The 14,666-nt window shown below is 52.1% G+C and carries 15 protein-coding genes; 7 read left to right on the top strand and 8 right to left on the bottom strand.

Annotated features, from left to right (window positions below; all coding sequences use genetic code 11):
- Positions 1–3 precede the first annotated feature (3 nt).
- Genes EAH77_RS21055 through rfaD form a run of 4 tightly spaced genes read right to left on the bottom strand, consistent with a single transcriptional unit; the run spans position 4 to position 4,161 of the window.
- Entirely contained in the window at positions 4–1,173 is a 1,170-nt protein-coding gene (locus tag EAH77_RS21055) for a glycosyltransferase (RefSeq protein WP_140474763.1), read from the bottom strand.
- Positions 1,170–2,135: a lipopolysaccharide heptosyltransferase RfaC gene (gene rfaC, locus EAH77_RS21050; RefSeq protein ID WP_140474761.1), complete on the bottom strand. Its 966-nt coding sequence runs from the start codon at positions 2,133–2,135 to the stop codon at positions 1,170–1,172. Before rfaC ends, EAH77_RS21055 begins: the two co-directional genes overlap by 4 nt.
- Positions 2,135–3,184, bottom strand: a complete 1,050-nt coding sequence (gene rfaF, locus EAH77_RS21045) for an ADP-heptose--LPS heptosyltransferase RfaF (protein ID WP_140474759.1) — start codon at positions 3,182–3,184, stop codon at positions 2,135–2,137. Before rfaF ends, rfaC begins: the two co-directional genes overlap by 1 nt.
- A 44-nt stretch (positions 3,185–3,228) precedes the next feature.
- Complete coding sequence (gene rfaD, locus EAH77_RS21040; RefSeq protein ID WP_140474757.1) at positions 3,229–4,161, bottom strand: ADP-glyceromanno-heptose 6-epimerase; 933 nt, start codon at positions 4,159–4,161, stop codon at positions 3,229–3,231.
- Between the two features lie 243 nt (positions 4,162–4,404).
- Between rfaD and EAH77_RS21035 the strand changes: the two genes are divergently transcribed.
- Both EAH77_RS21035 and tdh read left to right on the top strand, forming a co-directional pair.
- Positions 4,405–5,598 carry a glycine C-acetyltransferase gene (locus tag EAH77_RS21035; protein ID WP_140474756.1) on the top strand — a complete coding sequence of 398 codons (1,194 nt, stop codon included), beginning with the start codon at positions 4,405–4,407 and terminating at the stop codon, positions 5,596–5,598.
- A 9-nt stretch (positions 5,599–5,607) separates the two neighbouring features.
- The gene (tdh, locus tag EAH77_RS21030; RefSeq protein WP_140474755.1) at positions 5,608–6,633 is read left to right on the top strand and encodes an L-threonine 3-dehydrogenase; all 1,026 of its coding nucleotides are present in this window, start codon (positions 5,608–5,610) and stop codon (positions 6,631–6,633) included.
- 65 nt (positions 6,634–6,698) lie between these two features.
- On the opposite strand, the gene EAH77_RS21025 is transcribed toward tdh, so the two are convergent.
- The 3 genes from EAH77_RS21025 to gpmM form a co-directional block, all read right to left on the bottom strand.
- Positions 6,699–7,631, bottom strand: a complete 933-nt coding sequence (locus tag EAH77_RS21025; protein ID WP_140474754.1) for a divergent polysaccharide deacetylase family protein — start codon at positions 7,629–7,631, stop codon at positions 6,699–6,701.
- 2 nt (positions 7,632–7,633) lie between these two features.
- Positions 7,634–8,899 carry a murein hydrolase activator EnvC gene (gene envC, locus EAH77_RS21020; protein WP_277752574.1) on the bottom strand — a complete coding sequence of 422 codons (1,266 nt, stop codon included), beginning with the start codon at positions 8,897–8,899 and terminating at the stop codon, positions 7,634–7,636.
- 172 nt (positions 8,900–9,071) lie between these two features.
- Positions 9,072–10,616, bottom strand: a complete 1,545-nt coding sequence (gpmM, locus tag EAH77_RS21015; protein ID WP_140474752.1) for a 2,3-bisphosphoglycerate-independent phosphoglycerate mutase — start codon at positions 10,614–10,616, stop codon at positions 9,072–9,074.
- Between the two features lie 316 nt (positions 10,617–10,932).
- On the opposite strand from gpmM, the gene EAH77_RS21010 reads away from it, so the two are divergent.
- The 5 genes from EAH77_RS21010 to cysE all read left to right on the top strand — a co-directional run bounded on the left by EAH77_RS21010 (position 10,933) and on the right by cysE (position 14,141).
- Positions 10,933–11,364, top strand: a complete 432-nt coding sequence (locus EAH77_RS21010; protein ID WP_140474751.1) for a rhodanese-like domain-containing protein — start codon at positions 10,933–10,935, stop codon at positions 11,362–11,364.
- A 51-nt stretch (positions 11,365–11,415) separates the two neighbouring features.
- Positions 11,416–11,664, top strand: a complete 249-nt coding sequence (gene grxC, locus EAH77_RS21005) for a glutaredoxin 3 (protein ID WP_140474750.1) — start codon at positions 11,416–11,418, stop codon at positions 11,662–11,664.
- Positions 11,665–11,733: 69 nt separating this feature from the next.
- The gene (secB, locus tag EAH77_RS21000; RefSeq protein WP_140474749.1) at positions 11,734–12,204 is read left to right on the top strand and encodes a protein-export chaperone SecB; all 471 of its coding nucleotides are present in this window, start codon (positions 11,734–11,736) and stop codon (positions 12,202–12,204) included.
- Positions 12,204–13,223, top strand: coding sequence for an NAD(P)H-dependent glycerol-3-phosphate dehydrogenase (gene gpsA, locus EAH77_RS20995; RefSeq protein WP_140474748.1), 1,020 nt, complete (start codon positions 12,204–12,206; stop codon positions 13,221–13,223). The genes secB and gpsA overlap by 1 nt, the downstream gene beginning before the upstream one ends.
- A 96-nt stretch (positions 13,224–13,319) precedes the next feature.
- Positions 13,320–14,141 carry a serine O-acetyltransferase gene (gene cysE / locus EAH77_RS20990; protein WP_140474747.1) on the top strand — a complete coding sequence of 274 codons (822 nt, stop codon included), beginning with the start codon at positions 13,320–13,322 and terminating at the stop codon, positions 14,139–14,141.
- Positions 14,142–14,188: 47 nt separating this feature from the next.
- Here cysE and trmL read toward each other — a convergent pair whose 3' ends face one another.
- Positions 14,189–14,662 (bottom strand): tRNA (uridine(34)/cytosine(34)/5-carboxymethylaminomethyluridine(34)-2'-O)-methyltransferase TrmL, encoded by a 474-nt coding sequence (gene trmL / locus EAH77_RS20985; RefSeq protein WP_140474746.1) that lies wholly within the window; start codon positions 14,660–14,662, stop codon positions 14,189–14,191.
- Between the last annotated feature and the right edge of the window lie 4 nt (positions 14,663–14,666).

Genomic DNA, 14,666 nt, shown 5'->3' with positions numbered 1-14,666 from the left:
AGCTTACGCAATTGCGACAAAACGAGTCAAAATCACTTCAAATCGTGTCTTAAATGAAGCGTAATCGAGAGCTTCAGTGGTTAACCTATATGCATTTTCGCTCATGCGCTGATAGTTATCTTTTTGCAATAATTGCTCTATCGCATTGGCGCAATCAATATGGCAAAGCAATTTTGGTGCGACAAGTTGGTCTTTAACAGGATCATAAACATCATAAGGAAAGTCGATATGTATCCCTGTCAGTTTTTCATGTTCTTCAATACTGACAGTCGGTGTTAATCCCAGCCCACACTCTTTATCTTTTATGGCTTCCGGTTGCCCATCAACGAGTGGGAAGATCACGGGCACACCAAAATAAAGCGCTTCCAGACAGGATAAGCCGAAAGGCTCTGTTATCGGTGTGCTCATATACACGTCGGTCCGGTTGAAAAAATCAGCAACATTGTCTTGGAAACCCGTGAAGATCACATGCTCACTCAGTTGCAGTTTCGCCGTCAGGGTTTCAAAAAGTGCGCGGTCAGGACCTTTCCCCGCAATTTCTAGCTGTACTTTATGCCCGCGTCTGATCAGTTCTTGCATCATAAGCAGTGACACACTGATACCTTTCAGAGTGACAAGCCTGGATGCAGTACCGATCCTTAGTGTATCGGGTGGTACTTTCGGGCTATGGTGAATACCGGTTGGGGTCAGAATACGATTCGGTAATACTTCAACCGATAAAGGCAGGTTGAAACGAAGTTCCATAACACGTTTGGATGCCCATGATGCCGATATCACACCATCGAGCATGGAGAAAAAGCCCAATGTTTTGCTGTTCTTTGGATATCGCCATGAACATCCGTGATCATAATAAACTAATTTTCCCCGTGCCGGTTTTGCCGATAAGACCGGGACGAGATCCCAAACAATAATGACGTCGGCATTGGCTTTTTCAATTTTGCGTTTTAATACAAATTTGCGCAAGAACTGAGGGTAACGCGTTGAAAAAGCATTGAATATACGGTTTACGTAATTGATTTTTTTTCCTGAGAGCTTTTTCTCAATTTCACTGCCAACCACACTATTGATACAAAGGATCTCATTGGTGTTCTCGATATCTTCATTAACGTACTGAAGAAAGAGGCGTTCTACACCGCCCATTTTTTCTAAGTTGATAATATGCAGTTTTTTCATGGAAGTACCCCTTCCATTGCTTCGATTACGGTTGCAGGAGAAATGCTGGCCATATTTTTATCTTCAGCCGTTAATGACATTTGATTTTTTCCATACCCCCCAATCAAACCCGGATCCGTAGGGCCGTAGAGCGTGATATTCGGGCGGTCCAGGGCGGCGGTGAGATGACTCAGGCCGGTATCGACCGAAACAACGGCCTTCGCGCCAGCCAGAATTTCCGCGACCTGTTGCAAGTTGAGTTTTGGCAGCACTTCAACATGTTCAAAACCTTCGGCGAGTCTAAGTGCCCGTTGGTATTCATGCTCCGCCCCCCAGGGCAGTTTGATACGAATACCGTTAGCCTGGAGTAACCCTATCAGCTCTCGCCAGTGACTCTCCGGCCAGTGTTTATCTGCGCGCGTTGTGGCGTGCAGAAAGACCAGATAGCGGTTGGCATCTGCCGGAAGCTGTGACAAAAAACGTGTGGCAATCGCGTAATCGCCCGGTGTTGTCGGTTTTTCATAGCCCAGACTTTTAGCGAAAAGTTCGCGGGTACGTTCAACCGCATGCTGCTTTTTATCAATGTCGTGACGTTGATTAAAGAACCAGCTGGCAAAAGGCTCGCGGGCGCTTTTTGCATCCTGGCCGTGCTTTTTGCCTTTGGCCACGCGGGTGATCAGCGCAGCACTCTTAATCAGGCCCTGCGCGTCGATGACCGCGTCATAGGTGCGTAACTGTAATTCTCTTTTAAAGTCACAGCGCTGTTGACGGGTTTCAGAACCAAACCAGTTTTTTCTCCAGCGGCGAATTGCCACGGGGATAACGCGATCTACCGCCGGGTGCCAACTGGGGATCTGCGCAAAGCCTTCTTCCACGACCCAGTCAAATGAGATGCCGGGGATGGCCTTAGCTGCATCGGTTAAGGCTGGAAGCGTATGCAGGACATCGCCCATAGACGACGTTTTGACGATCAATACCCGCATTAACGTTCCATCCTTGTAGCCAGCAGTTGTGACAGTTCCTGATAAACCTGTTCGGGTTGAATATCGATCAGACTCTGGTGATAGCCCTGCTCGGCATCGCCTTTACGCACCTTGTGATAACCAGTGATGAGGCGAATGACTTTGGCATGCTGGCTCAGTGGCGGGGTGAAGTCCGGGCTGCTCGGGCCGTACAGTGCGACCAAGGGTTTATTGAGTGCAGCGGCAACGTGCATCAGGCCAGAATCATTGCTGACCACCGCCTGACAGGCGGCAATAAGGACAACGGCTTGATCCAGCGAGGTTTTACCGGCCAGATTAAGGCAAAGAGCCTGAGCCTGCACGGTTAATGACAGACGGATATCTTCACCCGCAGGATGATCTTTCACCGAGCCGAACAGCACGACCTGATACCCTTCGGTGATGAGTTTTTCGGCCAATGCTGCGTAGTGATAATGCGGCCAGCGTTTAGCTGGGCCAAACTCAGCACCAGGGCAGAAGCCAATGATTGGGCGTGAAGCAGAGAGCGTAAATTGTTCGCTGATCGCGCCAATCTCCGCCTGTGCGACCTGCAACTGTGGCCAAAGCAGAGGCTGAGGTAAATCAGTGGCGGATTTTATCTGCGTTGCATCATAAGCCAGCGCGGCATAGCGCTGAACCATCAGCGGAAAGGCTTGTTTATCCAGTACGCGCAAGTCGTTGAGCAAACCGTAGCGCATCTCTCCGCGCCAGCCGGTACGTTGAGGGATCTTCGCGAAGAAAGGCACCAGCGCTGACTTAAAAGAATTCGGCAACACGAAAGCGCGTTGATAATGGTTGTCGCGTAACTCAATGCCTAAACGACGCCGTTCACCAAGCTCAAGAGCGCCATGGCCCAGAGGCATGGGCAATGCCCGGCTGACTTCCGGCATTCTGTCGAGCAAAGGTCGACACCACGCCGGCGCCATGACATCAATCTCTGCCGCTGGCGCATTGGCCTTAATGGTCCGGTAAAGACTTTGCGACATCATCATGTCGCCCACCCAGGAAGGGCCAATGACCAGCATTTTCATTCCGTACTCTCATTCGTCAATAAACGCTTTGCTCAACGCCGGTGTTAAACCGCGCGGTTCAGCCAGGCCATGTATTCAGCCACGCCTTCGGCGACGGTTTTGAACGGTTTGTCATAACCCGCTGCGCGCAGGGCTGACATATCGGCCTGCGTAAAGGACTGGTAGCGACCTTTCAATTTTTCCGGGAAGGGAATGGTTTCTATGTGGCCGGTTTGGTGGTGTTCGATGACCGCTTCTGCCACAGCCTGGAAAGACTCTGAACGCCCGGTTCCGCAGTTGAAAATGCCGGAAACGCCGTTTTGCCAAAACCACAGGTTGACCGCCGCCACGTCGCCAACGTAGATAAAGTCACGCTTGAAGCCTTCGCTACCGGCGAACAGTTTTGGATTCTCACCCGCATTAATCTGATTATTCAGATGGAACGCGACGCTCGCCATGCTGCCTTTATGGCCTTCGCGTGGGCCATAAACGTTGAAGTAGCGAAAACCACAAACCTGCGACTCAGCCTGCGGCAAAATATCACGCACGTACTGGTCAAACAGGAATTTGGAGTAGCCGTAAACGTTCAGCGGTTGTTCATATTTACGGTCTTCTATAAAGCTGATGCTCTGGCTGCCGTAGGTCGCGGCGGACGAGGCGTAGAGGAAAGGAATGCCGCGGTCCAGACAGAAATGCAGGATATCTTTCGAGTACTGATAGTTATTGTCCATCATGTACTTGCCATCCCATTCGGTGGTGGATGAACAGGCACCTTCATGGAAAATCGCATCGATTTCGCCAAGATCATCGCCTGCAACAATGCTGGCAATGAAATCTTCTTTATCACAGTAATCCGCGATATCCAGATCGACCAGATTGACGAATTTGGTGCCGTCTTTCAGGTTGTCCACCACTAAAATATCGCGGTATCCCATAGCATTGAGCGATTTAATGATGTTGCTGCCGATAAAACCAGCGCCGCCAGTGACGATTATCATGGGACTCACCTTTAATCATTTAGAAAATCACGCACCATGCGTGACTTATACAGTTGGCGATATCATAACACTTCATAATGCAGGCCACATTGGGAAGCTATCCGATAAGTCGCATTCTTATCTATCAAGTCTTAAGGCGTGAACTATGCTGCAAAACGAAGATATTCTGGCAGCTTCCCTCGTTATTCCTTAGGCGGATTAGTAATGTGTCTGATGAATGAGTCATTTTCAGGAGATAACGTTATGTCCGTTTCGTTTTATCGCCAGTTGGAAGAAGATCTGGATCAGGCACGTGCTGATGGCCTGTTTAAAGAAGAGCGCATCCTTACCTCCGCTCAGCAGGCGAAAATCACTGTAGGAGGCCAACCGGTCATCAATTTCTGCGCCAACAATTACCTCGGTTTAGCTAACCACCCAGAGTTGATCACTGCTGCCAAGGCCGGCCTCGACAGCCATGGTTTTGGCATGGCTTCGGTGCGCTTTATCTGTGGAACACAGGATGCGCACAAAGAACTGGAAGGCCGCCTGGCCGATTTCCTTTGCATGGACGATGCAATCCTCTATTCCTCCTGTTTTGATGCGAACGGCGGGCTGTTCGAAACCCTGCTCGGCGCGGAAGATGCCATCATTTCTGATGCGCTCAATCATGCCTCGATCATTGACGGTGTGCGTTTATGTAAGGCTAAACGCTACCGTTATGCCAATAACGACATGGCCGAACTTGAGGCCTGTCTAGAAAAAGCCAAAGCAGACGGTGCGCGACATATCATGGTGGCCACCGATGGCGTCTTTTCAATGGATGGTGTCATCGCCAACCTGAGTGGTATTTGCGATCTGGCCGAACGTTACGACGCACTGGTGATGGTGGATGATTCTCATGCCGTCGGTTTTGTTGGTGAGCACGGTCGCGGAACGCACGAATATTGCGACGTGATAGGAAGGGTAGACATTATTACCGGCACGCTCGGCAAGGCGTTGGGTGGTGCTTCCGGCGGTTACACCGCTGCGCGAAAAGAGGTGATCGACTGGCTGCGCCAGCGCTCCCGTCCTTATCTGTTCTCCAACTCTCTCGCGCCGTCAATTGTCGCGGCTTCGCTAAAAGTCCTGTCGATGCTGGAAGAGGGCAGCGAACTGCGCCAGCGTTTGATGAGCAATGCCAAACTGTTCCGCGAAAAAATGACCGCCGCCGGTTTTACGCTGGCGGGTGCCGATCACGCGATTATTCCCGTGATGCTGGGTGAGGCCAAACTGGCGCAGGAGTTTGCCTCTTTGTTGCAGCATGAAGGCATCTATGTCACCGGTTTCTTCTTCCCTGTCGTGCCAAAAGGCCAGGCGCGCATCCGTACTCAGATGTCTGCCGCTCACAGCACCGAACAAATCGAACAGGCTGTGGACGCCTTCACCCGCATTGGTAAAAAGCTTGGCGTTATTGCCTGAGGAAGCTGCATGAAAGCGTTAGCAAAGTTAAAGCGTGAAGAAGGCATCTGGATGACCGATGCGCCGGTGCCGGAGTTGGGCCATAACGATCTGTTGATTAAAATCCGTAAAACCGCCATTTGTGGCACCGACGTGCATATTTATAACTGGGATGAATGGTCGCAAAAAACCATTCCGGTTCCGATGGTGGTGGGGCATGAATATGTGGGTGAAGTGGTCGGCATCGGCCAGGAAGTGAAAGGCTTTGCGCTGGGGGATCGCGTCTCCGGCGAAGGGCATATCACTTGTGGACACTGCCGCAACTGCCGGGGTGGGCGCACGCATCTGTGCCGTAACACGCAAGGCGTGGGCGTGAATCGCCCGGGCGCTTTTGCTGAGTATCTGGTATTGCCCGCCTTTAACGCCTTCAAAATCCCGGACAATATTTCTGACGATCTGGCGGCCATTTTTGACCCACTGGGCAATGCGGTACATACCGCACTCTCCTTTGATTTGGTCGGCGAAGATGTATTGGTATGCGGTGCCGGGCCGATTGGCATTATGGCGGCGGCGATTTGCAAACACGTCGGCGCGCGGCATGTTGTTATCACTGATATGAATGAGTATCGGCTGGATCTGGCGCGCAAAATGGGCGTTACCCGCGCGGTGAATGTGAAAAACGAAAACATCGAGCAGGTGATGGCGGAACTGGGCATGACTGAAGGCTTTGATGTGGGTCTGGAGATGTCCGGTGCGCCGCCTGCCTTCCGTTCCATGCTCAATGCCATGAACCACGGAGGCCGGATTGCATTGCTGGGTATTCCGCCGTCAGATATGTCAATTGACTGGAATCAGGTGATCTTCAAAGGCCTGTTTATCAAAGGGATTTATGGCCGTGAGATGTTTGAAACCTGGTACAAAATGGCTGCATTAATTCAGTCCGGTTTGGATCTCACACCGCTTATCACCCACCATTTCTCTATCGACGACTTCCAGAAGGGCTTTGACGCCATGCGTTCAGGGCAGTCCGGTAAAGTGATTCTTGACTGGCAATAAATCTTTCTGCAGAAATAACAAAGGCCAGCGTTGTGCTGGCCTTTTGCATTCCTGATATTCACTGCTCAGGGCTGTTTGGTAAACCAGGTATGCCAGGTGCGTTCAACGAAAGTGACAGCAGGAAGTTGCGCGACGCTTTCACCAATGGTTTTAACCATCACATCCGCGTAAACCGGTGGGACCGGTTGTTTCGCTGAACAGAGGCGTATGCCTTTGAACACGGTTTTCGGTGGGGTAACTTTATCTGGCACTTTACCTGCAGGTGCGCTGCGCGTCGGTTCATTCAACAGATCGCTTGGGCGAACCAGTACAATGTCGGAGGGCAGATTAGGTAGCATCTGTTGCAGAACGCGCACGGTAGTCGGGTGCGGGTGGCCGATGGCGATGGCATAACCGTTGCGTCGCGCAAGCTGAATCGCACGTTCAAACTGATGGCGGATCTCTGCTTCGTTTTGCACATCGTCCAGGAAGACGTTGCGCTTAATCACCCTGACTCGCGTTCCGGCCGCAGCCTGCACGGACTTGGTATTGCCTATCGTCATGCTATCGAGGAAAAACAGATTATGGGCGTTCATCGCCTGCATCACATTTTCCATACCCGGCAGGCTGGAGGTCATCGCGCTGCCCATATGGTTATTAATCCCAATGGCATAGGGCACGCTGGCGATAGCCTTATCGACAATGCGTTTAACTTCTTCGCGGCTCATCGACGGCGTTAAGGTATCTTTTTCCAGCGGCTGTTTACTGAGCGGAGCCATGGGCAGGTGGATGAGGATTTCGCGGCCTTGCTGATGGGCTTTTTCCATCATCACACGTGTATCCGGGGCATTAGGGAAAATCGCGATGGAGACGGCCTTGGGCATCTGCAACACCTGATTTTCGTTCTGCTGCCGGTAACCAAAATCATCAATAAGAATGGCTAACTTCGCAGCCTGAGCCTGACAGGCAAACAGGGCGGTGCCACAAAGTGCGGCTAAAACGGACTTTTTATATCGCAATGCTATCTTCCCAACCACGGCTGTGGGTTAACGGCCTGGCCCTGACGACGAATTTCGAAATACAGCGATGGCTGGCCCTGACCGCCGCTGGTGCCCACTAATGCGATGGCCTGACCGGATTTCACCTGGTCACCCACATTCACCAGTGCGCTTTGGTTGTAACCATACAGGCTCATATCACCTTTGCCGTGTTCAATGACCACCACCAGACCGTAGCCTTGCAGCCAGTCGGCTAGCAGAACGCGGCCATCGGCAATGGCCTTCACTTCGCTGCCTTCACGGGCTGAAATGACGATGCCTTTCCAGCGTAGCTCACCCTGCAACTGTTCGCCGAAGCGGTGCAGTACAGATCCACGCACAGGCCACATATCCTGGCCCGCTGGTCGGCCAAGGCCGCCGGTGCGGGATACCAGCGCTTGTTCGCCCTGGGTCGGTTTGTAGGTGGAGCCTTTCTTCTTGGCCTGCTGTTCTTTAGCGCGGACTGCTGCGGCCTCTTTGGCCTCTTTCTCTGCACGAGCGCGGGCGGCGCGTTCGGCGGCGGCAATTTTGTCACGCAGGCGTGTCTCGTTGGCGCGCAGCTCAGTCAGGCTTTGCTCATCTTTTTGCAATGAACTTTCCAGTGCGGTCAGGGTTTGTTTTCTGGCTGCACGGGCTTGTTCCAGTTTCTGCTGCTGGGTTTGCTGTTCATTGAGCACGCTTTTCTGCTGAGTTTGTTTTGACTGCAGCGTTACGCGCTGCGAAGCGAGATCGGTTCGTGTCTGCTTAAGTTCTTCAATAGATTTCTTGCGCGCTTCGTTGAGATAACCGAAATAGGCCAGGATCCGTTCGCTGCGTTCGCTCTCTTCACCGCTGAAAATCAGCTGCAAACCGTTGTGCTGGCCGAGACGGAAAGCAGCATCAAGCTGTTTCGCCAGAATGGCTTCCTGACTTTTTTGCTGTTTTTGCAGTTTATCTATCGAGGTATTCAGGCTGGAAATATCTTTACCGAGAGTGGATAAGGCCGACTGGGTATCACGTAATCCGCGGCTGGCCGAGGCAATGATTTTTTCCTGCGCCTGTAACTGTTGCTGTAAAGAGCCGCGTTGCTGTTTCTGCTGTTTAACACTTTTCTCTTTTTCGGCAATGCTCTGCTGGAGGGTTTTAAGCTGGTCTTTATTGTCATCAGCATGGGCAGCAAAGGGAGGAATAAGTAACGAAGCGCAGAGCAAAAGCGTGGATGCCGGGATCCCCGAAGTGGCCTTTTCTTTAGTCGAAAGGCGGTTTCTCAATGCGCTGAAATTGATGAATTTGCTCAAACTTTTTCCTGCTTGCCGACCGTGGATGATAGACAATCTGGCTGTCCTTCGGGTTATCGTAACACTAATCAACCGGCTGATGCACAAACAAAAAAGGCGTATCTGGTTATGCAGATACGCCTTTTAAACGCGGTTTATCGCGGGTTTATTTTACGATAAATAACGGTTTTCCGCTCATTTCCTGCGGGATTTCCATCCCCATCAACGACAGCATGGTTGGCGCGATGTCGGAAAGTTTACCGCCTTCAACCGCCTGCGCGTTACTACCGATGTAAATCAGCGGAACTGGCAGGCTGGTGTGCGCGGTGTGTGCCTGACCGGTAGCCGGATCACTCATTTGTTCTGCATTACCGTGATCGGCGGTGATCAGTAACTGACCGCCCACGTGTTTCACGGCATCAACAACCTGAGCGATGCAGGCGTCCAGCGTCTCAACTGCTTTCACCGCTGCTTCATAAATGCCGGTATGGCCGACCATGTCACCATTCGGGTAGTTACAAATGATGGTGTCATATTTGCCGCTGGCAATCGCACCCAGCAGTTTGTCGGTCAATTCTGCGGAGCTCATTTCCGGCTGCAAATCATAAGTTGCCACGTTCGGGGATTTAATCAGAATGCGGTCTTCGCCAGTGAAAGGCTGTTCCATGCCACCATTAAAGAAGAAGGTGACGTGCGCATATTTCTCCGTTTCAGAAATACGCAGCTGGGTTTTATCGTGCGCCATCAGCCACTCGCCCAGGGTGTTTTTCAGCGAAGCTGGCGGGTAAGCGCAGGCTGCGTCGATGTCGGCGGCGTATTCGGTCAGCATCACGAAATCACCGAAATTAATCACTTTTTCACGGATAAAACCGTCGAAGTCCGGGCTGATGAAGGCACGGGTGATTTCGCGCGCGCGGTCAGCGCGGAAGTTCATGAAGATCATTGCGTCGCCATCATCCAGTGCGGCATCCGCTTCGCCTGCTTTACGCAGAACCGTAGGTTTGACGAATTCGTCATTCTCATCACGCGCATAGGCTGCCTGCAAAGCGGTTACTGCGTTTTCTGCGGTGAACGCGCCTTTGGCCTGAGTCATCAGGTCATAGGCTAACTGTACACGGTCCCAGCGGTTGTCGCGGTCCATGGCGTAGTAACGGCCAATAATTGACGCGATACGGCCGGTGCCGATTTGCGCGAATTTTTCACTAAAGCGTTTTAAAGCCGCTTCGGCGCTGCGTGGCGGGGTGTCGCGGCCATCCAGGAAAGCATGCAGGTAAATCGCTTTGGCACCGCGACGATGGGCCATCTCGACCATCGCCATAATGTGATCTTCGTGGCTATGAACGCCGCCCGCAGAGAGCAGGCCCATAATATGCACCGCTTTATCTGCGCTTACGGCACGGTCAACGGCGGCAGCAAGCACGGCGTTTTCGAAGAAGTCCCCGTCTTTGATTTCTTTGTCGAGGCGGGTCAAATCCTGATAAACGATGCGGCCTGCGCCCAGATTGACGTGACCGACTTCGGAGTTACCCATCTGACCCTCAGGCAAACCGACATCCAGACCTGATGCGGCGATCAGCGTATGCGGGTAGGTGTTCCACAGGTTGTCCATCACCGGGGTTTTTGCATTCAGAATGGCGTTGTCCTGTTGCTCTTCGCGATGGCCGTAGCCGTCCAGAATGACCAATACCATGGGGTTTTTGTTGCTCGACATGTCAAATAGCCTCGTTGAAAGAGTAAATGCGAAATAGGCTCGCCGGTTACCGGGATTTGCATCCGGGCGCGGAGCCGGCGCGGCTATTTCCACTTTTGCCGGGGGATTTTACCTCAGCGGGCAAACACGAATAGCCATGAGAGATCAAAGATGACGCAATGTTTGGATTAACTTTGGGCATAAATGCGTGTTAGTTTTTCGAGATATGCCGCAGTTTGTGGCATTTGGAGATGCTTACTGGCTGTATTTGCCGCAGCGCGCAGGTATACTCTCAAGCCTTGAATTTTCCCCCAACAGACGGGAGTTGCTACACCCCATGCAAGATATTATGCCGTTCATTAGTGCGCATCCGGTTCTCAGCCTGGCGTGGGTTGCGTTGCTGATTGCAGTGATTGTGACCACCTTTAAAACACGTTTTTCTAAAGTCAAAGAGATCACCCGTGGTGAAGCGACCCGCCTGATCAACAAAGAAGACGCTGTCGTGGTTGACGTGCGTGCGCGTGAAGAATTCCGTAAAGGTCATATCTCCACGTCCTTAAACGTGTTGAGTACTGACATCAAGAACAACAACTTAGGCGAACTCACCAAGCATAAAGCTCAGCCGGTGATCGTCGTTTGCGCCAATGGCACTTCTTCTCGTACCGCGGCAGAAGGCTTGATCAGCGCTGGCTTCGAGCATGTCTATACTCTGAAAGATGGGATCTCAGGCTGGAGCGGTGAAAATCTGCCTTTGGCGCGCGGTAAATAATCACCGGGCATGATAAGCAGTACCAACATCAACGATTTAGAGGTGGTATCCGTGGCTAAAATTGAAATTTACACCAAGGCAACCTGTCCTTACTGCCATCGTGCGAAAGCGTTGCTCAACAGCAAAGGCGCAGCATTTGATGAGATTGCCATTGACGGTGATGCGGACAAACGTGAAAAAATGATCGCACGTAGCGGCCGTTCTACCGTACCTCAGATTTTTATCGGCGGGCAGCACATTGGTGGCTGCGACGATTTACATGCACTTGATGCGCAAGGCGGGCTGGATCCGTTGCTGTAAGCGACATCCTGCTGCTGTGCATATTCATTAAGTGTTTAAAAGGACTGTTAACTTAAGGGTACTACTCACATGTCAGAACAAAACAACACCGAGATGGCTTTCCAGATCCAGCGTATCTATACCAAAGATATCTCCTTCGAAGCGCCAAATGCGCCTCAGGTTTTCCAGCAAGACTGGCAGCCAGAAGTTAAACTTGATCTTGATACGGCTTCAAGCCAGTTGGGTGATGACGTATATGAAGTTGTATTGCGCGTTACCGTGACTTCTTCACTGGGCGACGACACTGCGTTCCTGTGTGAAGTTCAGCAAGGCGGCATTTTCTCCATCTCTGGTATTGACGGGAATCAACTGGCGCATTGCCTGGGTGCTTACTGCCCGAACATCCTGTTCCCTTATGCCCGTGAGTGCATTACCAGCCTGGTATCGCGCGGTACTTTCCCGCAGCTCAACCTGGCACCTGTTAACTTTGACGCGCTGTTCATGAACTATCTGCAACAGCAGGCTGATGGCGAAGGTGCAGAACCACATCAGGATGCCTGATGAAAACCGTCAATGCTTCAATGACTGTGATCGGTGCCGGCTCTTACGGCACCGCTTTAGCAATAACCCTTGCCAGAAATGGCCACAACGTCGTGTTGTGGGGGCATAACGCCGAAAATATCCGCACGTTACAAGCTGCCCGCTGCAATCAGGCATTTTTGCCCGATGTTCCTTTCCCTGACAGCTTAGTGCTGGAAACCGATCTTTCTCTGGCCTTGGCCGCCAGCCGTAACGTACTGGTGGTGGTTCCCAGCCATGTCTTTGGTGATGTGCTGCGGCAGATAAAACCGCATCTGCGCACCGATGCCCGCATTGTCTGGGCTACCAAAGGTCTGGAAGCTGAAACCGGACGCCTGCTACAGGATGTCGCCCGTGAAGCGCTGGGTGAGAGTATTCCGCTCGCCGTGGTTTCTGGCCCGACCTTTGCTAAAGAGCTTGCCGCGGGAATGCCAACCGCTATTGCGCTGGCGTCGACCGATGCTGAATTTGCTGAAGACCTCCAGCAACTGCTGCATTGCGGTAAAAGCTTCCGCGTGTACAGCAATCCCGATTTCATCGGCGTTCAACTGGGCGGGGCGGTGAAAAACGTCATCGCCATCGGTGCTGGCATGTCAGATGGGATAGGTTTTGGGGCCAATGCCCGCACGGCATTGATCACCCGTGGCCTGGCTGAAATGAGTCGTTTGGGCTCGGCGCTGGGCGCTGACCCTTCCACTTTCATGGGCATGGCAGGGCTGGGTGATTTGGTGTTAACCTGCACAGATAACCAATCTCGTAATCGTCGGTTTGGTATTATGCTCGGTCAGGGGATGGATGTTCAGGGCGCACAGGATCAGATTGGTCAGGTGGTCGAAGGCTACCGTAATACCAAAGAAGTCCGGGCGTTGGCGCAGCGTTTTAACGTTGAAATGCCGATCACTGAGCAGATCTATCAGGTGCTGTATTGTCACAAAGATGCCCGCGAAGCGGCCATCAGTTTACTGGCCCGTGCCAGTAAAGATGAAACAAGCAGCCACTGACCCCGTGCTGAGTCAGAGCCTCTCTATTGGCAACCCAATAGAGCGGCTTTTTATTACCCCGTCGCCTCATACTTTATTTATCCGTAAGGAACAGTGATGTCGTTAGAAGAGCTGGAACTGGTCTGGAAAAACATTAAATCAGAGGCGAGAGCGCTGGCTGAGTGTGAACCTATGCTGGCGAGCTTTTTTCATGCGACGTTGCTCAAGCATGAAAATCTCGACAGCGCGTTAAGCTACATTCTGGCAAACAAGCTGGGCAGCCCGATTATGCCCGCTATCGCTATTCGTGAAGTGGTCGAAGAAGCCTACCGTAACGACGCGCAGATGACGCTTTCCGCTGCCCGTGACATCCTCGCCGTGCATCAGCGTGATGCCGCGGTGGATAAATACTCCACGCCGTTATTGTATCTGAAAGGCTTCCACGCTCTGCAGGCTTATCGCATAGGTAACTGGCTGTGGAAACAGGACCGCCAGGCGCTGGCCATCTACTTCCAGAATCAAATTTCGGTGACCTTTGGCGTTGATATTCACCCGGCGGCCCGGATTGGTTGCGGCATCATGCTCGACCACGCCACCGGCATCGTGATTGGTGAAACGGCTGTGGTTGAAAATGACGTGTCGATTCTGCAATCCGTCACGCTCGGCGGTACGGGTAAGACCTGTGGTGACCGGCACCCGAAAATCCGTGAAGGCGTGATGATTGGCGCAGGAGCTAAAATCCTGGGTAACATTGAAGTGGGCGTCGGAGCCAAGATTGGCGCGGGTTCTGTCGTACTGCAATCCGTTCCGGCTCACACCACAGCTGCGGGGGTTCCGGCACGTATCGTCGGGCGTCCTGAAAGTGAACGACCATCCATGGATATGGATCAGCACTTCAACGGTATTACTCAGGGTTTTGAATTCGGCGACGGAATTTGAGCCTGACAATGGCATGTGTTCACGTGCCATTTCTTTAGGTCTTGACGTCAGGCTTTGATGATTGCGCCGGAATACCCTAGTTGGCGCCAGGCTTCGTACACCACCACAGAAACTGCGTTTGACAAATTCATGCTGCGGCTTTCGGGTTGCATCGGAATGCGGATTTTTTGCTCTGCGGGCAAATTGTCCAGAATGCTCGCCGGTAGCCCGCGCGTCTCCGGGCCAAATAATAGAAAATCCCCTTCGTGATAACTGACCGCGCTGTGCGCTGGCGTGCCTTTGGTCGTCACGGCAAAGATGCGCTGCGGATTTTCGCTGTCAAGAAAAGCATCATAGTTGGCGTGATGCCTGATGCTGGCGAATTCATGGTAATCGAGCCCGGCACGACGCAATTTTTTGTCATCCCAGCCAAAACCGAGTGGTTTGATCAGATGTAGCTGGAAGCCGGTATTGGCACACAGACGGATAATGTTGCCCGTATTGGGTGGGATTTCTGGTTCAAATAATACGATATTAAGCATGCGC

The sequence above is a fragment of the Ewingella americana genome, assembly GCF_006438725.1.
GTDB lineage: Bacteria > Pseudomonadota > Gammaproteobacteria > Enterobacterales > Enterobacteriaceae > Ewingella > Ewingella americana_A.
Note: the sequence above shows the minus strand (reverse complement) of the source record. Positions and strands in the feature narration are given on the sequence as shown.